This window comes from Blautia aquisgranensis (assembly GCF_040096615.1).
GTDB classification, from domain to species: domain Bacteria; phylum Bacillota; class Clostridia; order Lachnospirales; family Lachnospiraceae; genus Blautia_A; species Blautia_A aquisgranensis.
In genome coordinates this window covers 106,927-130,668 of sequence record NZ_JBBMEJ010000003.1, presented here as the reverse complement: position 1 = coordinate 130,668, position 23,742 = coordinate 106,927, and the positions used below count along the sequence as shown (strand labels likewise).

21 protein-coding genes are annotated in these 23,742 nt (G+C 46.1%); 4 read left to right on the top strand and 17 right to left on the bottom strand.

All coding sequences use genetic code 11. The features are described 5' to 3' along the window. Positions 1 to 4: 4 nt before the first annotated feature. Complete coding sequence (locus WMO28_RS04075; RefSeq protein ID WP_349056151.1) at positions 5 to 1,471, bottom strand: UDP-N-acetylmuramoyl-L-alanyl-D-glutamate--2,6-diaminopimelate ligase; 1,467 nt, start codon at positions 1,469 to 1,471, stop codon at positions 5 to 7. 184 nt (positions 1,472 to 1,655) lie between these two features. Further along, positions 1,656 to 3,881, bottom strand: coding sequence for a COG1470 family protein (locus tag WMO28_RS04070; RefSeq protein WP_349056150.1), 2,226 nt, complete (start codon positions 3,879 to 3,881; stop codon positions 1,656 to 1,658). Between the two features lie 561 nt (positions 3,882 to 4,442). Here WMO28_RS04070 and arcC point away from each other — a divergent pair. Next, positions 4,443 to 5,375, top strand: a complete 933-nt coding sequence (arcC, locus tag WMO28_RS04065; RefSeq protein WP_349056149.1) for a carbamate kinase — start codon at positions 4,443 to 4,445, stop codon at positions 5,373 to 5,375. Positions 5,376 to 5,479: 104 nt separating this feature from the next. Here the strand turns inward: arcC and nrdD are convergent, their stop codons facing one another. The 3 genes from nrdD to WMO28_RS04050 form a co-directional block, all read right to left on the bottom strand. Beyond that, positions 5,480 to 7,615 carry an anaerobic ribonucleoside-triphosphate reductase gene (nrdD, locus tag WMO28_RS04060; RefSeq protein WP_178644574.1) on the bottom strand — a complete coding sequence of 712 codons (2,136 nt, stop codon included), beginning with the start codon at positions 7,613 to 7,615 and terminating at the stop codon, positions 5,480 to 5,482. Positions 7,616 to 7,789: 174 nt separating this feature from the next. Beyond that, entirely contained in the window at positions 7,790 to 8,389 is a 600-nt protein-coding gene (locus tag WMO28_RS04055) for a hypothetical protein (protein ID WP_349056147.1), read from the bottom strand. Beyond that, positions 8,379 to 8,525, bottom strand: a complete 147-nt coding sequence (locus WMO28_RS04050; RefSeq protein ID WP_178645268.1) for a hypothetical protein — start codon at positions 8,523 to 8,525, stop codon at positions 8,379 to 8,381. Before WMO28_RS04050 ends, WMO28_RS04055 begins: the two co-directional genes overlap by 11 nt. 68 nt (positions 8,526 to 8,593) lie before the next feature. Between WMO28_RS04050 and asnA the strand changes: the two genes are divergently transcribed. Both asnA and WMO28_RS04040 read left to right on the top strand, forming a co-directional pair. Then, a complete protein-coding gene (gene asnA, locus WMO28_RS04045; RefSeq protein WP_178645267.1) occupies positions 8,594 to 9,604 on the top strand; it encodes an aspartate--ammonia ligase in 1,011 nt (336 codons plus the stop codon). Between the two features lie 39 nt (positions 9,605 to 9,643). Continuing rightward, the gene (locus tag WMO28_RS04040; protein ID WP_349056146.1) at positions 9,644 to 10,081 is read left to right on the top strand and encodes a CBS domain-containing protein; all 438 of its coding nucleotides are present in this window, start codon (positions 9,644 to 9,646) and stop codon (positions 10,079 to 10,081) included. 113 nt (positions 10,082 to 10,194) lie between these two features. On the opposite strand, the gene nagA is transcribed toward WMO28_RS04040, so the two are convergent. The 5 genes from nagA to WMO28_RS04015 form a co-directional block, all read right to left on the bottom strand. Next, a complete protein-coding gene (nagA, locus tag WMO28_RS04035; RefSeq protein WP_178645265.1) occupies positions 10,195 to 11,298 on the bottom strand; it encodes an N-acetylglucosamine-6-phosphate deacetylase in 1,104 nt (367 codons plus the stop codon). Positions 11,299 to 11,336: 38 nt separating this feature from the next. Continuing rightward, positions 11,337 to 12,080 carry a glucosamine-6-phosphate deaminase gene (gene nagB, locus WMO28_RS04030; protein WP_349056145.1) on the bottom strand — a complete coding sequence of 248 codons (744 nt, stop codon included), beginning with the start codon at positions 12,078 to 12,080 and terminating at the stop codon, positions 11,337 to 11,339. Between the two features lie 299 nt (positions 12,081 to 12,379). Then, on the bottom strand, positions 12,380 to 13,123 hold the full coding sequence (locus WMO28_RS04025; RefSeq protein ID WP_178645263.1) for an amino acid ABC transporter ATP-binding protein: 744 nt from the start codon (positions 13,121 to 13,123) through the stop codon (positions 12,380 to 12,382). Beyond that, positions 13,110 to 13,799 (bottom strand): amino acid ABC transporter permease, encoded by a 690-nt coding sequence (locus WMO28_RS04020; protein ID WP_435375825.1) that lies wholly within the window; start codon positions 13,797 to 13,799, stop codon positions 13,110 to 13,112. Before WMO28_RS04020 ends, WMO28_RS04025 begins: the two co-directional genes overlap by 14 nt. A gap of 100 nt (positions 13,800 to 13,899) precedes the next feature. Then, on the bottom strand, positions 13,900 to 14,676 hold the full coding sequence (locus tag WMO28_RS04015) for a transporter substrate-binding domain-containing protein (protein WP_349056144.1): 777 nt from the start codon (positions 14,674 to 14,676) through the stop codon (positions 13,900 to 13,902). Positions 14,677 to 15,019: 343 nt separating this feature from the next. Here WMO28_RS04015 and dapF point away from each other — a divergent pair, with 343 nt between their 5' ends. Further along, positions 15,020 to 15,874, top strand: coding sequence for a diaminopimelate epimerase (gene dapF / locus WMO28_RS04010; protein WP_349056143.1), 855 nt, complete (start codon positions 15,020 to 15,022; stop codon positions 15,872 to 15,874). A 183-nt stretch (positions 15,875 to 16,057) separates the two neighbouring features. On the opposite strand, the gene WMO28_RS04005 is transcribed toward dapF, so the two are convergent. The 7 genes from WMO28_RS04005 to WMO28_RS03975 form a co-directional block, all read right to left on the bottom strand. Next, complete coding sequence (locus WMO28_RS04005) at positions 16,058 to 16,372, bottom strand: AzlD domain-containing protein (RefSeq protein WP_178645260.1); 315 nt, start codon at positions 16,370 to 16,372, stop codon at positions 16,058 to 16,060. Beyond that, on the bottom strand, positions 16,362 to 17,081 hold the full coding sequence (locus WMO28_RS04000) for an AzlC family ABC transporter permease (protein WP_178645259.1): 720 nt from the start codon (positions 17,079 to 17,081) through the stop codon (positions 16,362 to 16,364). Before WMO28_RS04000 ends, WMO28_RS04005 begins: the two co-directional genes overlap by 11 nt. Positions 17,082 to 17,234: 153 nt before the next feature. Then, the gene (locus WMO28_RS03995) at positions 17,235 to 17,603 is read right to left on the bottom strand and encodes a hypothetical protein (RefSeq protein ID WP_349056142.1); all 369 of its coding nucleotides are present in this window, start codon (positions 17,601 to 17,603) and stop codon (positions 17,235 to 17,237) included. 96 nt (positions 17,604 to 17,699) lie between these two features. Continuing rightward, entirely contained in the window at positions 17,700 to 18,146 is a 447-nt protein-coding gene (locus WMO28_RS03990; protein WP_178645257.1) for an amino acid-binding protein, read from the bottom strand. Positions 18,147 to 18,921: 775 nt separating this feature from the next. After that, on the bottom strand, positions 18,922 to 21,294 hold the full coding sequence (locus WMO28_RS03985; RefSeq protein WP_349056141.1) for a ribonucleoside triphosphate reductase: 2,373 nt from the start codon (positions 21,292 to 21,294) through the stop codon (positions 18,922 to 18,924). A gap of 150 nt (positions 21,295 to 21,444) precedes the next feature. Continuing rightward, positions 21,445 to 22,680, bottom strand: coding sequence for a GTPase HflX (hflX, locus tag WMO28_RS03980; protein WP_349056140.1), 1,236 nt, complete (start codon positions 22,678 to 22,680; stop codon positions 21,445 to 21,447). A 1-nt stretch (position 22,681) separates the two neighbouring features. Beyond that, positions 22,682 to 23,740 (bottom strand): tetratricopeptide repeat protein, encoded by a 1,059-nt coding sequence (locus tag WMO28_RS03975; RefSeq protein ID WP_178644690.1) that lies wholly within the window; start codon positions 23,738 to 23,740, stop codon positions 22,682 to 22,684. Between the last annotated feature and the right edge of the window lie 2 nt (positions 23,741 to 23,742).

Sequence of the window (23,742 nt, the reverse complement as noted above, 5' to 3'; positions counted from 1 at the left end):
GCGTTTACGCTTTCCTGTCTTCTTCCAGAATCTCCTGGATCAGCACACGCTCATCCATCGGATATTTCTTACCCTTAATTTCCTGGTAATCCTCATGACCTTTTCCGGCAAGCACGATGATATCACCAGGTTCACCATGATGGATCGCGTAGGCGATTGCTTCCTTACGGTCCGGAATCTCCACATATTTACCGTCGGTTTTCGCCATACCGACTTTGATATCATCAATAATAGCCTGCGGATCCTCATCACGCGGATTATCGGATGTGATGATGGTAAGATCAGCCATTTTTCCGGAAACTTCGCCCATTTCATAGCGGCGGAGCTTAGAACGGTTACCGCCACAGCCGAACAGACATACCAGTCTGTGCGGGTTGTATTCCTTCAGTGTTCCCAGAAGGCTCTCCAGAGCCATTGCGTTATGTGCATAATCGATCATCAGTGTGAACTCATCAGAAACCTTAACCATCTCAATACGGCCTTTAACCTTCGCCACCTTGAGAGCCTTGATGATGTTCTCCTCTGATACCTTGAAATGACGGCAGATTGCGATCGCTGTCAGAGAATTGTAAATGCTGAATTTACCAGGAATGTCAATCTCCACCGGGAAGTCCAGAAGACCTTTCACATGGTAGGAAATACCAAGGTATCCCTTTCTGCCCACAAGCTTTGCATCCTCAGCACGGAGATCTGCTTTTTCGGAAAATCCATAAGTTTCCAGATCACAGGTATGTCCTTCAATGATCTTATCAAAATGCTCATCGTCCCTGTTCACGATTCCTACACGGCACTGCTTGAGAAGCATGGATTTGCAATGAAGATAATCATCAAAATCCTTATGCTCATTCGGTCCGATATGGTCTGGCTCGATATTGGTAAAAATACCGAAATCAAAGATAAATCCCTGAGTTCTGTGCAGCATCAGTCCCTGTGAGGAAACCTCCATGACAACGGCATCACATCCAGCTTCTACCATATCATGAAAATATTTCTGCACCATATAAGATTCCGGTGTGGTATTGGCTGCCGGAATACGCTTCTCTCCGATGATCGCTTCGATGGTTCCGATCAGGCCAACCTTATAACCTGCATTCTCAAGAATGGATTTCACCATATAAGTGGTAGTGGTTTTTCCCTTGGTTCCTGTGATTCCGATGGTCTTCAGTTTTTCGGCCGGATGTCCGAACCATGCAGCGGAAATAAAGGCCATGCCATAACGTGTATCCTTCACCTGGATCACGGTCACATCAGCCGGAGCTTCCACCGGTTCCTCAACGATCAGAGTTTTTGCACCCTTGGCAATAACTTCCGGAACGAATTTATGTCCGTCCACCACTGCACCCCGGATGCAGATAAAAAGACTTCCTTCCTCTACTTTACGGGAATCATAGACAACAGAAGTTACCTCCTGCTCTGTGCTTCCCTGAAGACAGTTATATTCAAGATGTTCTAATAAGGATAAAAGTTTCATTTTTTCTCCTCCGTTTTCCCTGTTTTTCGCATGGGCGGAAAACAGGAAAGTATACTATTCTTAGTTAATGTACATACCATATAGAATAGCACACCTCCCCCCTGTTTTCAACGTTTCTTTCCACCTGTAAAAGCCCGTCTCCGGCATTTCACGGAATGTTCACTGCTTTCTGTCAATTTCCTGTTCAGCGTTTTTCTTTGTGGAGCTCTCTGTACTTCCGGTGAAGCCAGATTCCGCCCAGAATCGTAAGCCCTGCGGTAAGAATAAGCAAGGTAAAAAGCTCGATGCCGGACTCATCGCCTGTTTTCGGATGAGAAGTCGCCGCTCTTGCCATGGAATCGCCTTGGGCATATATGATCTCCGACTCATCCTGATCGTTTTCTGTTCTTTGAATATTCTCTTCTGATTTAATTGCCATTACATTTCCTTCCACTGTGACCTGTGAAGATGCCTCCACGACCCGGCTTCCGGTCTCCTGACTTGTAACAGTTACCTGATTCAAAAGCTTCTGATCTACCGTTTTTTCCGGAATCTTCACCACCGCCTGCAGGGAAACTGCATCTCCGGGCGCAATCTTTTGGATCAGGGCCTTTGTCTTTGTGCGATTCAGCGTAATTCCTTCCTGCTCCACAAAATAAGCCTCTATTCCTTCTGCCTGAAAACGCTCGGTTCCTACTACAGAATGAAGCGTTTTTTCACCGGTATTTACAATACAGATCTGGTAGGTTACTGTTTCGCCAGGTGCAGCTTTCTCCCTGTCTGCGTTTTTCTTTACCGTAAAGTCGGCCTTTAACGGCTGAAGCTCGCTGGTCATAGACGCACTTCGCATGATCGTCTCGCCTGTTCTTCCTCTCACGCTGGCTTCTGCCTCTATTTTATGCTCCAGAGGCTTCTCCTGCTCATTCTCCAGCGGTGCCAGAACATAGAGCGTTCTCTTTTCGCCTGCTTTTAATGTCAGAAGCTGTGCTTTTGCGCCTTTCGCAGTAAGTCCTTCCGCATTTTCCCACTGCTGAATGATCTTCGGGCAGGAAAAAATACTACTCAGCTGAATATCTGTCAGATCCAGCTTTCCTGTATTTGCAATATCAACTCTGTAACGGATCGTCTGTCCGGCCTTCATTTTCTTTGTTTCTGATGCTATGGCAAGGCTCATATCTGCTTTTGCTGCTTCCACATCCAGAACAGGTGAGATTCCTTCTGCCAGTACCTGTTCTTCTCCGTTTTCTTTCATAAGAAGAAAGGTTCCTGCACCATTTCTATCCTTTCCGAGGGGTTCATCCTGTACAAAATGGCAGCTGATATTTTCTGCCGGACAGCGATATTCTTCACGCAGCAGGAGTGGAATCCTCAAAGAAATTGGTTCCTGTTCTTCGTTTAAAGAATCTGCATCTATTTTATATTCTATCCTGGTAATCTCTGTTTTTTTTCCCTGCTGGTTTTTTATGGTTATCTGGCTGGTGGATATATTTTCATCAAGTTCCGATAACTCCGGCTGAAAATATTCCGAAACATAAACTATGAGTGCTAGATCTGGCAATACTATCTGTGGCTTTTTCTGAGTTTCATCCGTAATCGCTTCTGATACTTCATCTGAATCTTCCTTTGAATCTTTTTCTGGCTCTTCGGTCTCACCATCCACTTTTTCTTCCAATACTACATTTGAGATTTTCGCCGCCTCATTTTCCCCGTATTCTACATCTTCTCCAACGGACGGTGCTCCCGCCGGTGTGCTTTCACCCGCTTCCTCCGACTTTTCATTCTCCTGCTGTACTGCTTCCCCGGATGCCAGCTCCTCCATGTACTCATATTCTTCCTCCCTTTCCTGATCTTCCATATTTTCCAGTTCCGATGTCTGCTGTTCTATTGTTTTCTGAACTTCAATTTCCGCTCTTGTATTCTCTGTTTCTGCATCTCCCTGTTCTGCATTTTCCGTCTCTTCGATTTCCGATTCCGTATTTTCTGCTTCTGGTTTTCCTGACCCTGTATTTTCCTGATTCACAATTTCTTCTGTCCATTCAGTTTCTGTTTCTCCGACTTCCGGTTTTTCAATCTCTTCTTCCCTGCTTTCGAAATTCATCTCCTCATATTCTTTGGCATTCTGCTCCATATTTTTTACTTCTGCAATTTTCGCCGTCACGTCCTCCAGTTGCATATTTTTCACTTCCAGGGCTTCTGATTCCTGTTTTTTTCTCTCATCAATCCATCTCTTAATCCCCTCTACATGGATATTCAGTTCCGCACGCCCGTTCTCCTTGTCTGTCCAGGAACCACTCTGTCCAATCGTTATTCCTACTGCTTCAATCTCTGCACTTTTTACTGTTTCCGTTAAAAATCCGCCACTTAACACAGCCCCTGCAGTTGCAACAGCAATACCGGTTTTCCGGATCCGTCTCCATATTCTGTTTTTCATAGCATTCTCCTGTCTCTGCCTTTGCAGCAGTCTTTTTTTACACACGATTTCTTTATCAGAGCTTACTTTTCCACAAGCAAAGGCATCCCTCCTCGAAAAAGCAGTGCATAAACAGGCAATTTTCCTGCAATTCCGGTGCTTCTTCATACACAGCTACGATTTTTTTACAAAAATGGATCTCTGCATCGAACTGATGCGTGAATATTTCCCGCAGAACGCGGAAATAAGACTCTTTTAATGTAGCACATTCCACGATATGGCGCAACTACATATAAAAAATATAAACTTTGTTTAAACTTTATTTATAAATTTTCGATTTCTTTTAGATTGACGACATAATTTAAACATAATTCATCTATATAATAGATCTTGGATAGATGAAAAACCACTCTCTATCTCCCCCCTCAAAAAATAGTAGGAAACCAGCCGCCTGATACGTCAGGCGGTTTTTCCTTTGCAAAAAATAATTCTATTGCATTTCCCACATAGGTCTTTTATAATGAAATATAGTATTCATTACTTTAAACAGTAATCATTTTAGAGAGAAATGAGGTATTTCCTATGAGCGAAAAAACCGTAGTAGTTGCATTAGGCCACCGAGCACTTGGCACCACACTTCCAGAACAGAAAAAAGCTACCAAACTCGCAGCGAAAGCGATCGCTGACCTGGTAGAAGAAGGCACCCGCGTGGTAATCTCCCACAGCAACGGTCCGCAGGTAGGGATGATCCACACCGCAATGAACGAATTCGGCAAGGCACATCCTGATTACACATTTGCACCAATGTCTGTATGTTCTGCCATGAGCCAGGGTTATATCGGTTATGATCTTCAGAACGCCATTCGTGCGGAGCTTATCTCCAGAGGAATTTTTAAGCCGGTAAGCACAGTCCTCACACAGGTTGTCATCGATCCTTACGATGAAGCTTTTGCAGAGCCAGAGAAGATCATCGGCCGTGTTCTCAACGCCGAGGAGGCTGAGGCAGAAGAAGAAAAAGGTAACTTTGTCACAAAAGTAGGCGAAGGCCAGTACAGACGAATCCTTGCAGCTCCGAAGCCGCATAAGATCATTGAGATTGAAACTGTGAAGGTTCTTTCCCAGGCTGAGCAGATCGTTATCGCAGCAGGCGGCGGCGGAATCCCCGTTCTCGAGCAGGGTGCACAGCTGAACGGTGCCAGCGCCATCATTGAGAAAGACCGCGCAGCCGGACTTCTTGCAGAGGAGCTGAACGCAGATACACTGCTGATCCTCACAAGTGTTGAGAAAGTAAGTCTTGATCGTAATACAGATCACGAGTCTTATCTGGATACCATTTCCACCGATGATGCGAAGAAATATATCGCTGATGACCAGTTTACAGCAGGTTCCATGCTTCCTAAGATCGAAGCAGGTGTTTCCTTCGTTGAGAAAGGTACCGGACGCCGTACCATCATCACTGATATGGCTCATGCAAAAGAGGGATACCTCGAAAAAACAGGAACTATCATCAAATAAATATCTAAATTTACTTAGATCCCGTATTCAGACATGCTCCAACAGTAGTCTGAGTACGGGATCTTTCAACATCTGAACTATCCGGAATATTCCGCAAAATATTTTTACATGGATTTTCTCTCAGCGATCTCCGCCATCTTGGCTTCATTCAGTCGGGTATCTCCATGCACACGACTGTAGGAAAGATATCCGTTCATACGGTCGATCTTGGTCAGGTTTCTGGAACCGCAGACCGGACACACATCCATCTCAAGTTCTTCATGTCCACAGTCATCACAGTATGCAAGAGAAAGGTTCACACCTTCATAATAGCCCAGATCCATAGCCCGGCGGATCAATGTACGGATTGCCTCTTTGTTGTAACCGATCGGGTAACGCACATACTGAATCTTTCCGCCATTGCAAAGCTCCCAGAAACGTCCCTCCAGATCCTGTTTCTCAATCGGAGTTACATCCTCTGTTACATGACAATGGAAGCTGTTGCTCACATAAGGTCTGTCAGAAACACCCTCGATGATTCCGTACATCTTTCGGAACTGCTCTACCTGCAGACCACAGAGACTCTCTGCCGGTGTTCCGTAGATTGCATAAAGATATCCGTCCTCTTTCTTGTACTGATTTACCTTATCGTTGATATATTTCAGAACTTCCAGTGCAAAAGCTCCATCCTCAGCAATGGACTTGCCGTTATAAAGCTCCTGCAGCTCATTCAGCGCGGTAATTCCAAAGGACGCTGTCATCGGTTTCAGGATCTTGCCGATCTTTTCATTCGGTTTCAGATGACCGCCGTAGAATCCGCCCTCGCAGTATGCAAGCGGGTTGGTCGATGCACGCATCTGTCCCAGATACTCATAGGTACGGATATGAAGATTACGGATCATTTCCAGATAGAAGTCAAGAACCTCGTAGAAATCTCTGCTCTCCGCTCTCGCCTTGGCAAGGATCATCGGAAGATGAAGGCTTACCGCACCAATGTTGAAACGTCCCACAAAAACAGGTGTATCATTCTCATCCGCCGGCTCCATTCCGCCACGCTCATACCACGGACTTAAGAACGCACGACATCCCATAGGGCTGATGACCTTTTTATATTTCTTGTACATGCTGGAGATATAGCCAGCACCCGTCATGGAAAGCCAGTCCGGATACATGGTCTTTGAGGAGCATTCCACACCGGCTTCAAAGATATCCTCACAGCATTTTCCAGGGCCATGAATTTCTTTATCATAGAGGAAAACGATCTTCGGAAAAAGCACCGGTTTCTTATGTCCGGCCTTACCCTGACCGCCCTGATGAACCTCAAGAAGAGAGATCGTACACATCTTCTCGAACTGCTCTGTTCCAAGTCCCAGTGTCACCGTAACAAACGGATAATCACCTCTGGAGGAACCGACTGTATTCAGCTTGTACTCGATTCCCTGCCAGCCCTGGTCATAATCTCTGCGGACCTTATCAAGCGCATACTCAACTGCCCTCTCCTCACGGCCCTTCCAGCTCTCATCAGAATATTTCATAAATTCAGAAATATATTTGTCATAGCTCTTTTTCGCATACGGAGCCAGGATCTTATCAACCTCCGGCACAGTGAAACCGCCGTATTGCTGTGCAGCTGTACTTAAGATGATATCTCCCATAACATCAAAGGCTGTATCCAGAGTCTTCGGCTCATTGTACCATACATTACCCATCTCAAAGCCACCGCTCAGTACAGCAGCCACATCAAAGAGACAGCAGTTCATTGTATCCAGACGCGCAGACTGATCATGAATATAAATGTATCCGTCCTTACATGCCTGAAGCTCGTTACGGTTCATAAAAAACTTACGGTAGAGCTCCTTGTTCAGCTCATTAAAGATCAGACTTCGTTTGGTCGCTACAAGTGCGCTGTCTGTATTGGCATTGCTCTTGTCGCCAATATAACGGATCGCCTGGCTCTTGGTATAGACGTCATCCATCATATGAATAAAATCCAGCTTATAGTTACGGTAATCACGATAGCTCTTGGCTACGGCCGGATTCACACGCTCCAGAGCACCCTCTACGATGTTGTGCATCTCCTGGATCTCGATCTCATTTTTCCCAAGGGAATCCGCATGCTCCTGGGCAAAACGGCAGATAAAATCCTTCTCTTCATCTGAAAAAGTGTAAAGAATACGCTCTGCTGATTTGTTTACGGCAGCCACGATCTTCAGAGGATTAAACTCTTCTCTTGTTCCGTCTTTCTTAATAACATATATCATGACTCATCTCTCCCAATACTATATATAGTGTTTACGATACCTATATCTTGTTTTTTCTCTATATATTGTGCTAGGCATGAGTATACCACAGCTGGCATGAAAAGAAAAGAGGTATTTCTGTATACAAAAAAATACAGACTCTTAGCACTGCCTGATCTCACTGCGGAAATATTCTTACAAATTATTTACAAGCCAGTTCAGGAACAGCTTCCACATTTCCGGAGCCGCACATATAATCCCTATGATGAACCATATAATGATCCACGCTTTTGAACCGGATTTTTTCTTCTCAGAAGGCTGATTTTCACGCTGGTTCATGACCTTCCTCTGATTCATATCAGCTGATGTTTTCTCTGTTTTCTGACGATTCAGTTCCGAGATTCCGCCCCGTCCGGTTCTTGTTCCGAAACCACGCTGCATATTTCCTCTCGTCTGACCACTCATATTCCCTGGCATGCTGCCACTATTCTGCGATCGCTGTACTGTTGCAGCTATCTCTCTGCGCTTCCCGGTATTTCCCTTCTTTTCCGTTCTTACTGTGCCCGGCATTCCCGCCGTCCCGTTTGCACTCCTCTGCTGTGTTTTTCCAGTGCCGGACATTTCGGCATATCCTCGCATCTTTTCCCGGACTCTGGCAGAAGCATGACCATAATGCACCTCCCGGGGTTCATTCAGATGATAAAGCACCTCGTCATTCCGATACGGCATTCCGCAGAGAGAACACCTTCCATTTACAACTTTTCCACCACATACCTGACATTTTTCACCAGCCATAAGCTCCCTCCATCCTGTATCTGCCAAGACAGTTAATTATCCCATCAAAGCTCGTTTTGTACTGTTTTTCTGCATTCACTGTTTTAAGTATATCATACCCGGCATATAATACACAGCCCTTTTCTTTTATTGCCACCCCACCCATTTTCTGCTATAATACCTCACAGAGCAGATAAGCCAAAAAATCATCAGGAGGAGCCGATAATGAATACAATCACAATCCCCGCAACCTATCATGCAGACCTGAACCTCCATGATACACAGATTGCGATCAAAACCGTAAAAGATTTCTTCCAGCAGACACTCTCCCAGAAGCTCAATCTTCTCAGAGTATCCGCTCCGACCTTTGTAGCACCGGAGTCTGGTCTTAACGACAACCTTAACGGTGTAGAACGTCCGGTAAGCTTTGATATCAAGGCGATCGAGGGCAGCAACGCCGAGATCGTACACTCTCTGGCTAAATGGAAACGTTATGCACTTAAGAAATATGGTTTTTCACATGGTGAAGGACTTTATACCGATATGGTAGCGATCCGACGCGACGAGGATCTTGACAATATCCACTCTGTTTACGTAGACCAGTGGGACTGGGAGAAGATCATCTCAAAAGAAGAACGCACCATGGAAACTCTCAAGGAAACTGTCCGCAATATCTACAGCGTCCTTCGTAAAACTGAGAAATACATGGCAGTACAGTACGACTACATCGAGGAAATCCTGCCGAAAGATATCTTCTTCATCACAACCCAGGAGCTTCTTGACATGTATCCGGACTGCACACCGAAGGAACGTGAATACAAGATCACCCGTGAAAAGGGTGCCGTATTCCTTATGAAAGTCGGAAAAACTCTCACCAACGGAGAGCGCCACGACGGACGTGCCCCGGACTATGATGACTGGGAACTGAACGGAGATATCCTTGTATATTATCCGGTACTTGATATCGCCCTTGAGCTGTCCTCCATGGGAATCCGTGTAGACGAAACAGCTCTTGACCGCCAGCTCACAGAAGCAGGCTGCGACGACAGAAGAGAGCTTCCTTTCCAGAAAGCGATCCTCAACAAAGAACTGCCATATACCATCGGCGGTGGAATCGGTCAGTCCCGAATCTGCATGTTCTTCCTCCGCAAGGCACATATCGGAGAGGTACACGTATCCCTCTGGCCAAAAGAGATCACAGACGCTGCCGAAGCACATGGCCTCCAGCTTCTGTAAACAACCCCGAATTTACTTTTGCAGAAATGAGGTAATAACGTGAACATTCTGTTTTTTCTGATTCCAAAGAGCGAGGTAGCCTACATCTTCGAGGACGAAACTCTTCGTCAAACTCTCGAAAAAATGGAGCACCGCAAGTACTCCTGCATCCCGATCCTTACCATGGACGGCAAATATCTCGGCACCATCTCAGAGGGCGATCTTCTCTGGGGCATGCGCCGCGCAGACATCCACGATATCAAGGAAACGGAAGGAATCCCAATTATGGCAATCCCCCGCCGGGCAACCTACAAGCCGGTTCACGCAGACTCCAACATGGAGGATCTTCTGGACCGCGCCATCAACCAGAACTTTGTTCCGGTTATCGATGACCAGGGTGCTTTTATCGGAATCATAACCAGAAAGTCGATCATCAAATACTGCTACAGCGAAATGAAAGCTGCGAAGAATGCCTCCGGCAAGGAGCAGTCTGAATAATTAATTATCAAGTACAAAAAAGGATGGTTTCAACCCCTGTTTATCCAGGAATTGAAATCATCCTTTTATTTCTGCATTGTTCTATTGTACAGTTCTGACCTGTTCTCATTCTCTCAGATTACCTGCACAAGATTAAGTTTTTCATCTGCAAGCACGATATCTGCCCTTTTTCCAGGTTCAAGCGAACCCACCTCATCGTAAATCCCAATACTCTTCGCCGGATTCCTTGTCGCTGCAAAAATGGCCGCACTCTCCGGCACTCCCATAGCGATCACACACTGCATACATTCATAGAGATTCGTTGCCGATCCTGCGATCGTCCCGTCAGCGAGAACCGCTTTTCTGTCTTTCATGGTCACTGCCTGACCGCCCAGCTCATACGTTCCGTTCTCCATTCCGGCTGCCATCATGGAGTCGCTGATCAGTACGATACGTTCTCCCCCGAACATCCGGAACGTATTACGCACCACTGACGGATGAATATGGATTCCGTCTCCGATCATCTCCACCATACAGTCCGGATCGTCTGCCGCAGCCCCGATCACACCGGGCGCACGATGATTCAGCGGATTCATGGCATTATAAAGATGTGTCACATGATGAGCACCTTTTTTCATGGCATTTACCGCACAGTCGTAATCTGCTCCTGTATGTCCAAGAGAGATCACCACATCGTCCTTCAATTCTTCAATAAAGTCCTCTGCGCCTTCCATATTCGGAGCTACTGTCACGATCCGTATCCTGCCACCTGCTGCCTCCTGGCACTCCCGGAAAAATTCCACATCCGGCTTCCGGATGTATGCTTCCACATGCGCGCCTTTTTTCGCAGGATCAAGAAACGGTCCCTCCATATTCACACCTATGATTCGCGCACAGCTCTCATCCTGCTCCACTTTTTCTGCTGAAGCAAAAATCCCTCTCAGCTGCTCCAGCGGCAGTGTCATTGAAGTAGGACAATATGATGTGATACCGTGGGCTTTTTCGTACTGGAGGATTTTCCGGAGACCTGCCGCATCTGCATCGGAAAAATCATGTCCCACTGCGCCATGGCTGTGGATATCAATAAGCCCCGGCAGCACCTTCAGACCAGTCGCATCGAGCTCTTTTTTATCCGAAACCTCCTGCTCACAGGAAACCAGTCTGCCTTTCTCCACATACAGATCCATTTCCCGGTAGGTGCCGTCTTCCTGAAATACTTTTCCGTTTCTGATGATCATGATTTTTACCCCTCTCTGTCGTAACTTTCCTCTTCCCTCTACAGAAGTCCTTTTTCCCGGATGACCGCAAGTGCAGCCTCATCGGCTACCACCGTCAGATCCAGATGCAGCTGAAGAATGGATGCCGGAACATTAGGCGTGATCGGCCCGTAAAGCGATTTATATAAAGCCTCTGCCTTGGCAACACCGGTTGCCACAAGAAGGATTTTTCTGGCTGCCATGATATTTTTGATTCCCATGGTATATGCCTGCTTCGGAACCTCATCCATGCTGTCAAAAAACCTCGCGTTAGCCCTGATCGTACTTTCTGTCAGGTCCACGCAGTGCGTCTCTTTCTCAAAGGCTGCACCCGGCTCATTAAATCCGATGTGTCCGTTTTCCCCGATTCCCAGAAGCTGCATATCCACACCACCGGTCCGGCTTATAACCGCATTGTACTCTGCACAGGCTTTGTCACTGTTCTCTTCCAGTCCATCCGGCACAAAGGTCTTGTTTTTATCGATGTTTATATGGTCAAACAGATTTTTATTCATAAAGTATCGGTAACTCTGCTCATTATCCCCGGAAATCCCTTTATACTCATCCAGATTTACAGTCGTCACCTGCGAAAAATCCAGATCTCCCTTTTTGTACCATTCCACCAGCTGTGCATACATTCCCACCGGAGTGGAACCGGTTGCAAGACCCAGCACTGCATCTGGCTTCATAATGATCTGTGCAGACATGATATTGGCTGCCTTTCTGCTTACATCCTGATAATCTTTTCCTTTGTAAATAATCATAAATTTCCCCCTCAGATCTTATTCTTCGATCGCTATAGTCAAAAGCGCCTTCCGAACCTTTATTATTTCTGCCTTCTTACAGAGATTATAACACAGCTCTCAGTCTTTTACAGCAACGACTGTGATCCTACTGTAATCCCGACAGTGGCAGAAAATCCTGTGGATGACTGTTTGCTCTGTGACCGGCAATATGCTTCTCTCAATGCACACGCTTTATAATGATAGACATGCCCCAAAAACGGATGCCCTTCATCCTGCCCTCACGCAGGAACTGAAGACCATCCAATCTGCTGTGTTTCTTATAATGTCTTCGAAAGGAATTCGCGAAGTCTCTTGTTCTTCGGATTTGCGAAAAACTCCTTCGGGGAATTCTCTTCCTGGATCTTTCCTTCATCAATGAAAAGAACTCTTGTTGCCACCTCGCGGGCAAAGCCCATCTCATGTGTTACCACTACCATGGTCATGCCGGATTTTGCAAGCTCCTGCATCAGTTCAAGAACCTCACCGACCATCTCCGGGTCAAGTGCGGATGTTGGCTCATCAAAAAGCATCACATCCGGGTTCATGGCTAGGGATCTTGCAATGGCGATACGTTGCTTCTGACCACCGGAAAGCATATCCGGATAGGAATCTGCCTTATCCGGAAGGCCGACGCGCTTCAGAAGCTCCAGAGCTGTTTTTTCTGCCTCTTCCTTGCTCATCAGCTTCAGTGTTACTGGAGCAAGCATGATGTTCTCTTTTACGGTTTTGTGCGGAAACAGGTTGAACTGCTGAAATACCATTCCGATTTTCTGACGATGGCGGTTGATATCCACCTTCGGGTCTGTGATATCTGTTCCTTCGAAGAGGATTTTTCCCCCGGTAGGCTCCTCAAGAAGATTGAGGGAACGGAGAAATGTGGATTTACCGCAGCCGGACGGTCCGATGATCGCTACCACCTCGCCACGACGGATCTGTGTGGTGATTCCGTTCAGGACCTGATTACTGCCATAGGCCTTCTGAAGCCCCTGCACATCAAGAAGTACTTCATTACTTACGCTCATTGGTTCTCAGCCTCCTCTCAAGTCTTCCTACAAGATAGGTAAGGAAACAAACGATCACAAGATAGATTGCTGCCACTGCAAGCAGAGGAAACAGCGCACTGTAGGTCTGGCTTCGGATGATATCTCCGCCACGTGTCAGGTCAGTAAGACCAATGTAACCACTGATGGAGGTCTCTTTCAGAAGCACAATCAGCTCGTTTCCAAGAGCAGGCAGGATATTTTTGACCGCCTGCGGAAGAATGATCTTCGTCATTGTCTGTGTGTAGTTAAGTCCCAGGCTTCGTCCGGCCTCAAACTGTCCCTGGTCAATGGACATGATACCGGAACGCACGATCTCAGCCACATATGCCGCTGAGTTCATACCAAAGGCGATGATCGCAACCACAACCTTACCTGGATCTACAGTTGCAAAAATTACATAATATACGATCAGCAGCTGTACCATGGTAGGTGTTCCACGAATTACAGTCAGATAAACTCTGCAGATCGCGTTCAGGATCTTAAGTTTTCCTGTTTTGTCATGTGTTGAACGTACAATGGCGATCACGAAGCCCAGAAAAATACCAAGAAGTACTGCAAAAAATGTAATGATGATCGTATTTTTCAGACCGGATACAATGAACTGCCAGCGATTGTCGTCCAGAAAGTTAAACTGAAACTGTTCAATAAGACTCAAAATTTCCACCCTTTCCAAAACTACAGGTTCCGAAACCCGGAAGTATACCCCGGATATCCGGAACCTGAATGAAGTTCCTGAAGTTTTCTGTCAGAAAAAATTATTTCTGTACGATGATAACCTGTTCTGCTGTTGTATATGGATCTGTAAAATCAACACTCTTCTTACGATCCTCTGTTACAGTCATTCCTGCTGCACCAAAGTCAGCTTTACCGGATTTTACTGCATTTACGATCGCATCAAATTCCATATCCTCAACTTTAAGCTCATATCCAAGTTTGTCACAGATTGCCTGTGCAATATCAACGTCGATACCTACGATGTTGTCTCCGTCATAATATTCGTATGGCTGGAAAGTTGCGTTGGTAGCCATTGTAAGAGTTCCCTTGGAATGGTCTGCATCCTTCGGGGTCTCATATGGAGTCTTACCTGCATCATCGCCGATGTAATTATCTCTGATGGAATCCAGAGTTCCCTCGTCGCCAAGCCCTTTCAGTGCATCGTTGAATTCTTTGGTAAGATCTGCATTGTCCTTGGAAAGGCAGATCGCATACTCTTCCTTGTCAAAAACGTTCTCAATGATCTCAAGATCGTCATTCTTCTCAACGAATTTCTTGGCCGGCTCGCTGTCGATTACTACACAGTCAACCTTACCCTGTTTCAGAGCGAGAACTGCATCGTTTCCTTTGTTATATCTCTCAACAGTTGCATCCTTTACATCTGTAGCAAGTGTATCGCCTGTTGTTCCAAGCTGAACACCGATCTTCTTACCTTCCAGATCATCTGCGCTCTCGATCTTGTCTGCTGCAAAAACTGCAGATGTCATGGATACTGTCATAGCGGCCGCAAGTGCAAGTGCCATAAATTTTCTCTTCATTTCTTTTTTCCTCCTGAATTCTGTGTATATCGCTCCGGTCACGTTCTTCTTGTCTTTACCACCTGATGTTACTGTTCACTTCATGATCAGCACCGCGTCCGGCGAAATACAGGAATATTTATGCATGCTTGTGCATATTTCTTTGTTTTATGATACCATGTTTTTCGTAAAATGCAAGTGAATAAAATATTTCCCTGGTAAAATTCACTTTTCGATAACAATTATCCAGTATACTATAATATCTGAGGAAGAAACTGGAAAACCTGGAGTGTTTTTTCCACGAAGGGCTTGTGCTCCTGTGGAAAAAACAAGTATAATGTTCACAAATAAGGAGGTTATTATTATGAAATTCACGAAAATGCACGGTATTGGCAACGATTATGTATATGTAAACTGTTTTGAAGAAACTGTAAAGGATCCTTCCGCGGTAGCAAAATTCGTCAGCGACCGCCATTTCGGAATCGGTTCCGATGGCCTGATCCTGATCCGTCCGTCTGAGATTGCAGACTGTGAGATGGATATGTACAATCTGGACGGTTCCCAGGGTGCCATGTGCGGAAACGGTATCCGCTGTGTTGCAAAATATGTTTTCGACCACGGCATCGTTGACAAAACATCCTTAAGCATCGCCACAAGAAGCGGTATTAAATATGTAGATCTTACGATCCGCGACGGCAAGGCTTCCATGGTAAAAGTCAACATGGGCTCCCCCATCCTCACTGCAAAAGAGATTCCGGTAGTCTCTGAATCCGATCAGGTCATTAACGCACCGATCACCGTTGATGGAAAAGAATATCACATGACAGCAGTTTCCATGGGAAATCCTCATGCCATCATTTATATAGATGATGTAGACAGCCTTGACCTGGAAAAGATTGGTCCGTCCTTCGAGAATCATGTATGTTTCCCTGACAGAGTGAACACGGAATTTGTTCAGGTCATTGACCGCAATACTGTCAAAATGCGTGTATGGGAGCGTGGTTCCGGAGAAACTCTCGCCTGCGGCACCGGCGCCTGTGCAGTAACTGTTGCCTCTATTCTCAATGATAAAGTTGACGGAACCAAACCTGTTACTGTCAAGCTCCTTGGCGGAGACTTAAATATTTCCTGGGAAAGAGACGAAAATCTGGTCTACATGACCGGCCCGGCAACTACCGTATTTGACGGCGAGATTGATCTTGCTTTTCTTGGAGAGTAAGTTCTTAATAATTAAATTAAACCGATATTCGCAATTGCAGCAGGAAATTTGCTCGATTCGAGTCAATTCCCTGCTGAACGGTAAGCAGTTATTCCGTATAAAGCTACACAATGAAAATGGATTACAGACATCCACCCCAAATAAAAAGGAGCTTCAAAAGCTCCTTTTTTATTTTATATGATTTTATAAAAATACCAGCACTCTTTCCACAATAAACACCGCCACACACGCCAGCAGTGCCACCGTGATCAGGCTTTTTTCTTTGTAGGCAGCGATCAGTGCTACAAAGAATCCTGCTGCACCGGAGATCATACTGTCTGTGGCTTTCAGAATCGCCGGAAATGTCATAGCCGCCAGACAGGCATACGGAACATAGTACAAAAAGGACTTGATAAACGGACTGTGGATCTCATTCTTCGCAAGTGCAAGCGGCAGCATTCGGATCAGGTAGGTAACCACTGCCATTACAAGAATATAAAGATATACATTATGACTCATGAGACGCTTCCTCCTTCTCCTCCACCGGACAGAAATAAGCCGCCAGACCTGCTACCAGTAATGTTGTGATGATGATCATAAATCCGGAAGATACTTTTTTCAGCACAGGTGTTACCGCAAAAATGGTGCTCACTGCCATGGATGCCACAACAACTCCCAGAACCGGTTTACTCTTTTTGGACGGCGGAACGATGATCGCCAGGAACATTCCGTAAATAGCCACACTCAGGGCACTGAGCATAAAATCCGGAAGAAGGCTTCCGGAGATACCTCCTACCAAAGTTCCAAGTGTCCAACCCGGAATTGCCACGCACATGGCTCCGTAATTATAAAATACGCTGACTTTTCCCTCCTGGGCTGCACTGATACCGAAGATCTCATCTGTGATACCAAAAGCCGCCACATATTTCAGAATTCCTGATTCTTCACGCCGGAATTTCTGGGACAATGAAAAAGACATCAGACAATACCGTAGATTGATCACCAGCTGGGTCATCGCCATCTCCCACATGGAGCCTCCCACAAAAATAATATCCAGTCCCGCAAACTGTCCTGCCGATGTCAGGTTGGTCAGTGAGATCAGAACTGCCTGCCAGATACTTAAGCCTCCGGCAACGGCCATCATGCCAAAGGTAAAGGACACTGCAAAATATCCAAGTGCAATGGGTACTCCATCCTTCATACCTTTTCTGAAACTTTCTCTTTTCATTGATTTCCTCCATTGTATACCCACGGTGTCCATTCCACCGTTCTTCCGTATATACGCAATAAGAGCGTGCCCCGGAAACCCTTCACAGTTTCCCGACACGCTCTCTTATTTTAGCATTGTGACATTAAAACTTCAACACTTTACCTTAAAACGTTATGTTTTTTCTACGATCCGGTAGTATGCCCTGGCAGTCATGGAATAGATCAGACCGTAAACCACTGCAAAGATCAGCACCGTTCCCATCAGAAACAGACTGCCCAGAAAGATTCCGATGAACAGAAGACTTCCGTTATCTGCATAGTAGGTTTCGTATTCGACCTGACGGACACCTCCCAGCAAAATGATATTCTCGGAAAAATTTTCTCTTTGCCTGTAATCCTTCAGTGTCTGATAAACAACATTTCCATACCGGATCTTCTGTTTATCGTCACCTTTAATGTCCACACCCAGATGAACCGTCAGATCTTTCCCCGCAAATTCCTGCAGTACATTGGAAAAATCCTCAGCCAGAAAAAACTTCATATTCCCAGGAACTGAGCTGTTTTTTCAGAAGACTTGCGATTGTTTCATCATCTTCTACAATAAAAATACGATACTTCATTCCTGATCATCCTTTTTTTATTTCTCTTCTGTCTGTACTCCCTCCGGATTTACAAGACGGTCCAGAACTCTGAAACCATTGTTACGGAGAACACTCTCTGCAACCAGAAGATCCTCGCAATGCATGATTGCTACCGGTACCTTGAGTCCTCTGTGGAAGAATGTGTAGATGTAATGAAGGTTTACATTGCTGTCGCCCATGACGCTTAAAAGCTTGTCAAGACCGCCGATCTCGTCCTGAAGGTCTACAAGGATGGCCTGTGTGATACGGGTCATGTAGCCCTGCTCTGCTATGATCTCGTCTGCTTTTTCCGGGTTGTCGCATACCATACGGAAGTTTGCGAATTCCGGTGCGTCGAAGCAACCGAATCCGTAGATATCGATCTGATTCTCCGCAAGAATGCGGGTTACTTTCTGCAGGCTTCCTGGTGTGTTTTCTACAAAGACAATATTCTGTTTTACCATAGTTTGGGGTCCTCTTTTCTTTTATTTATTTTCCCTTCCGGGGTGGAGCTTTCTTCGCAAGCGGCAGGTGCGAGGAGGGGAAGCATTCGTAGTTGCGAAGGCCATCGTCCCCTCCTCGCGCTCCTCCCCTCCCGGCCACGCCGCTGTTCTGCGTTGCGGTTGTGGTTCGCGGTTGGAGAGGAGATGTATTCTGCGATTGTCTAATGGGGCTGCGTTCTGCCGATACTGGTGACTGTGGTACTTCTGTTCCATCACGGGTGGGGCTTTTCGCTGCAGCAGGTTCCCCTTCCGGAATGAAACTTTTTTTCATAATAACAGGGAACAGGCCCGCTGCGCGAGCCGCTTTCCCGTCCGTCTGCATTCATCGGCTCAGCCTGACACGCTCAACGAAAGTCGCATCCCTCACCCCACCAATAATCTCACACTTTCTACAGCGTAGCCCTAAAAAAAGCGTGCCCAGAAAGGGGGAGCGCGAGGGGGAAATATGCGAGCTTCGCAACTCTGAGAGCTTTCCCCCTCGCAAATTTCCACGGGAAACAATTCCCGGCGTTCCAAAGCTGTCCGCAGCTTTCCCTCTTTAAAGCGTAACGCTTTTAATCGTTAAATTTCATATATCAGTATACCATCCCGCCACGAAATGTCAACCCAAATCACACTTTACTCTATTATACCAAAAACAAAAAAAATATCCAACAATATAAAAAGATACCCTCTTCGCTGCCACTCCAGCAAAAAGGGTACCCCAAAAATTCATTTAAAGAAAAACTCACCTGTTTCAATCAAGCTCTTCATCCACATACTTCTGAATATTAGAAGCATTCACATACTTCTTAACCTGTGCACCGTCGGTAATCACAAGTGTTGGTGCCTGGCGAATCCCATACTGTTTTACCAACTCCGGATTCTGCTCTGCGTCGATGATCTCCAGTTCTTCACCTTCCAGCATCTTTTTTGCCATACGGCAGTTCGGGCAGGTGCTGGTTGTAAAAAGATACTTGTGAGATGCAACCGGCTGGATCTCCACCTCGTCGCCCTTCATGGTCATCATGCTGGTGTGTACCTTCTTAAGCTGGGAATGTGTAATGTCGTACAGTGTACGGTTCTTGTATTCCTGTGTCTTACCGTCATTCCAGTTCTGTACCGGACGGTAATATCCTGTAATACGGCTGTAAACCTCAGCCTTTTTGCCGCATTTCGGACAGGTGAAGTGCTCGCCGCTGATATAGCCATGCTCCTGACATACAGAGTAAGTCGGAGAAATTGTGTAATACGGCAGTCTGTAATTCTCGGCGATCTTTCGCACAAGGGCTGCTGCTGCTTTCCAGTCCGGAAGCTTCTCTCCTAAGAATGCGTGGAAAACCGTTCCTGATGTATACAATGTCTGCAGATCATCCTGGATATCCAGTGCATCAAAAATATCGGATGTATAGTCAACCGGCAGATGAGAGCTGTTTGTGTAATACGGTGTGTCACCCTCTTTTCCGGCAGTCTTGATATCCGGATAACGGCTTCTGTCATGTTTCGCAAGACGATAAGCAGTGGATTCTGCCGGTGTTGCCTCCAGATTGAAAAGCTCACCCGGATACTGTTCCTGATAATCGGACAGGCGGCTTCTCATATGCTCCAGAACTTCTTTTGTGAACTTCTGTGTCTCCGGAGCTGTCATGTCCTTCTTAAGCCAGCATGCGTTCAGTCCGGCCTCATTCATTCCCACAAGACCGATGGTTGAAAAATGATTCTCAAAACTTCCAAGATATCTCTTGGTATACGGATAAAGACCCTCGTCAAGAAGTCTGCTGATCACATCTCGCTTAATATGAAGAGATCTTGCTGAAATATCCATCATATGATCCAGACGGTGGTAGAATTCCTCCGGTGTTCTGGAAAGGTAAGCGATACGCGGCATATTGATCGTAACAACGCCAACAGAGCCTGTGCTCTCACCGGAGCCGAAGAAACCGCCGCTCTTTTTGCGAAGCTCACGGAGATCAAGACGAAGACGGCAGCACATGCTGCGGATATCGCTTGGCTTCATATCACTGTTGATATAGTTTGAAAAATACGGAGTACCGTACTTGGAAGTCATCTCAAAGAGAAGCCGGTTATTCTCAGTGTCGGACCAGTCAAATTCTTTCGTAATGGAATAGGTCGGAATCGGATACTGGAAGCCACGTCCGTTGGCATCGCCCTCGATCATGGTCTCGATAAATGCTTTGTTGACCATGTCCATTTCTTTCTTACAGTCCTTATATTTAAAGTCCATATCCTTGCCGCCTACGATAGCAGGAAGCTCTGCAAGGTCATCCGGAACTGTCCAGTCCAGTGTAATATTGGAAAATGGTGCCTGTGTTCCCCAACGACTTGGTGTGTTCACACCATATACAAAAGATTCGATACATTTCTTCACTTCTCTGTAGGAAAGATTGTCCACCTTTACAAAAGGTGCCAGATATGTATCAAAGGATGAAAATGCCTGTGCTCCTGCCCATTCATTCTGCATAATTCCAAGGAAATTGACCATCTGATTGCAAAGCACGCTCAGGTGCTTGGCTGGTGCAGAAGTGATCTTGCCCTCGATTCCGCCAAGACCTTCCCTGATCAGCTGCTTCAGTGACCAGCCTGCACAGTAACCTGTCAGCATGGACAGATCATGGATATGAATGTCTGCATTTCTGTGTGCCTCTGCGATCTCATTATCGTAGATCTCAGAAAGCCAGTAATTCGCGGTAACTGCTCCTGAGTTGCTTAAGATCAGGCCGCCTACGGAGTAGGTAACTGTTGAGTTCTCTTTTACACGCCAGTCCTCAACCTTCACATAGCTGTTTACGATCTCTTTATAGTCAAGAATGGTAGATTTCATATTACGGATCTTCTCACGCTGTTTGCGGTAAAGAATATAAGCCTTGGCTACATCAGAATATCCTGCCTGGATCAGTACATTCTCCACACTGTCCTGGATATCTTCAACTGAGATCCTGTTGTTTTCGATCTTATTCTGAAAATCTGCGGTAACACGAAGCCCCAGAAGATCGATCATATCCGGGCTGTAATTCTTATCCTTCGCATCAAAGGCTTTGTCAATGGCAGCTGTGATCTTGCCCATCTTAAATTCGTCTAATTCACCGTCTCTTTTTACTACCTGAAACATAAAAAAAATGCCTCCCTCACGCATATATTTTTAAAGCGCTGTAGGCTTATTGTAGCAGACACACTATCGAACGTCAATACAAAAAGTACCATATATAGTGTCCGTTTTGTTCAGGGTACTATATATGGTACTGAGTTTAGTTTTTAACATTTATGTAACTTTCGGGTAGATTTCACGCGGAACCCTTGCTTTTACCGCAATCCCGCCCTCTGTATATTCCTCGGAAAGAAGCTGGCCGTACTCACGGATCAGCTGGATCTGGCCAGCTTCTGCATAGGGAAAAAGCCGCTCCATATAGATCTGGCCTTCTGCCAGGATTTTTGAAAGAAGTTCTTTCAGCTCATGGAGTCCTTCTCCTGTACGTGCAGAAATCTTCAGAGTATGATCTGCCCGCAGATCCCGGAGACTCTCTCCGGAAACACGGTCCTGCTTGTTAAAAAGCGTGATCGTTTTTTTACCAAGGGCACCTAGCTCTTTCAGGGTCTCATATACGATATGCATCTGCATCTCCGCCTGTGGATTGGAAGCATCCACCACATGGATAATATAATCCGCGTATTTCGCCTCTTCAAGAGTACTCTTAAACGCCTCCACCAGATTATGCGGCAGCTTGCGGATAAAACCTACCGTATCTGTAAGAAGCAGCTGCTGCCCGTCATCCAGTGTGAGAAGACGGGTCGTTGGATCCAGAGTTGCAAAAAGCTTATCCTCAGAAAGCACCTCTGCCCCTGTCAGTGTATTCAGAAGTGTGGATTTTCCGGCGTTGGTATAGCCTACGATGGCTGCAGTCTTAAGATTGCCCTCCGATCTTCTGGAACGGATCAGCTCTCTGTGCTTCTCCACCTGGGAAAGCTCCTGCTTCAGCGCGGAAATCCGGTTACGGATCAGACGGCGGTCTGTCTCCAGCTTCTTCTCACCGGGTCCTCTTGTTCCGATTCCGCCTCCCAGACGGGAAAATGAGGAGCGAAGTCCTACCAGACGCGCAGAACGGTAACGAAGCTGTGCAAGTTCCACCTGGATCTTACCCTCACTGGTCACCGCACGCTTCGCAAAAATATCAAGGATCAGAAGAGTTCTGTCCATGACTTTACATTCCAGCTCCCTCTCCAGATTATTCATCTGTGCAGGAGAAAGCTCATCATCACAGATCACACCATTGGCATTTAAAGCATAGAGAAGACCTTTAACCTCCTCGATCTTTCCCTTACCAATGTAGGTACCCGGGTGAACAGCCTCCCGGTTCTGAATGATCCTGCCCGCCACGGAGGCACCGGCTGTAGAAGCAAGTTCACCAAGCTCATCCAGTGATTCTTCCATATCATCTCCGGCACTGGCCTGCACGCCGATCAGGATCACACGGTCCTGTATCTCGTCAAAATATTCCATATCAGCCCTCCGAAGATGTTCTGGTCTTAAGGAAAGCCAGCTCTTTTTTTGCAGCGGAATCTTCCGGGAACATATCAATATATTCCTGAGCCTTCGTCAGAGCTGTGGCAAAATCCAGCTTCTTCTCATAGGCAACAATCTCATTAAACAACAGACTCTGCATCTCATCTGTGGATGCTGTCGGAAGTCCCTTGGTGATATTGTCCAGTGCAGAATCATAATCTCCGTTACGGATATCGCACAGTGCCAGCCCGTTATAGCCTTTTGCCGAATCTCCCTCTGCTGAGATATACTGTGTATACATAGCTTTTGCATTATCCACATCATCCTGTGCCAGATACACCATGCCAAGCAAAAGTACTGCTTCTGTGTTGTCCTTCTTGGTAGCTTCCAGAAGCTCTTTCTTGGCATTACTGTAGTCTTCCATGTAATAATAAACGCGGCCTCTGTCACAGTGATCCTGGGCATCCTTCGCCTCTGAGGAAAGCGCAGCTTCCAGATATCTGGTTCCGTCTGCCTCCATATCCTTGTCCAGATATGCTTCATAGATCTGAATAGCCATATCGTAGGTAGCGTTTTCTCCATATGCCTGCTTGAAGTTAGAAGCAGCTTCCTCGTAGGAATCCATGGCAAGAGCAACTTTTCCTGTAAGGAAATAGGTACCTGCATCCATCTCAAAATCTACTCCAAGTGTCTGACAGTCTGCCATTGCATCCTCGTATTTACCTGCTTTCAGCTCTGCAGTTGTCCGGTAGGACAGAATATCCTTGCGAAGACTTTTGCTTACCTTGTCACAGTTCAGCGCATCCGTAAAACTGGTTATAGCATCCTCATACTTACCAAGACGGAGATTCGCAATTCCTGCTCCTCTGTAAGACTGTGCCAGCTTCACTCCGTTCTGGATCGAAGTCTGATACTCCTCCAGCGCATACTTGTAACTTCCCTGTGAAAGATCTTTGCCTGCCTGCTCATATGTTTTTGTTTTTTCACTGCCACAGCCGCCCAGAAGCAACGCCCCTGTCACGGCTGCAAGAATCAATACTGTCTTTGTATTTTTCATGG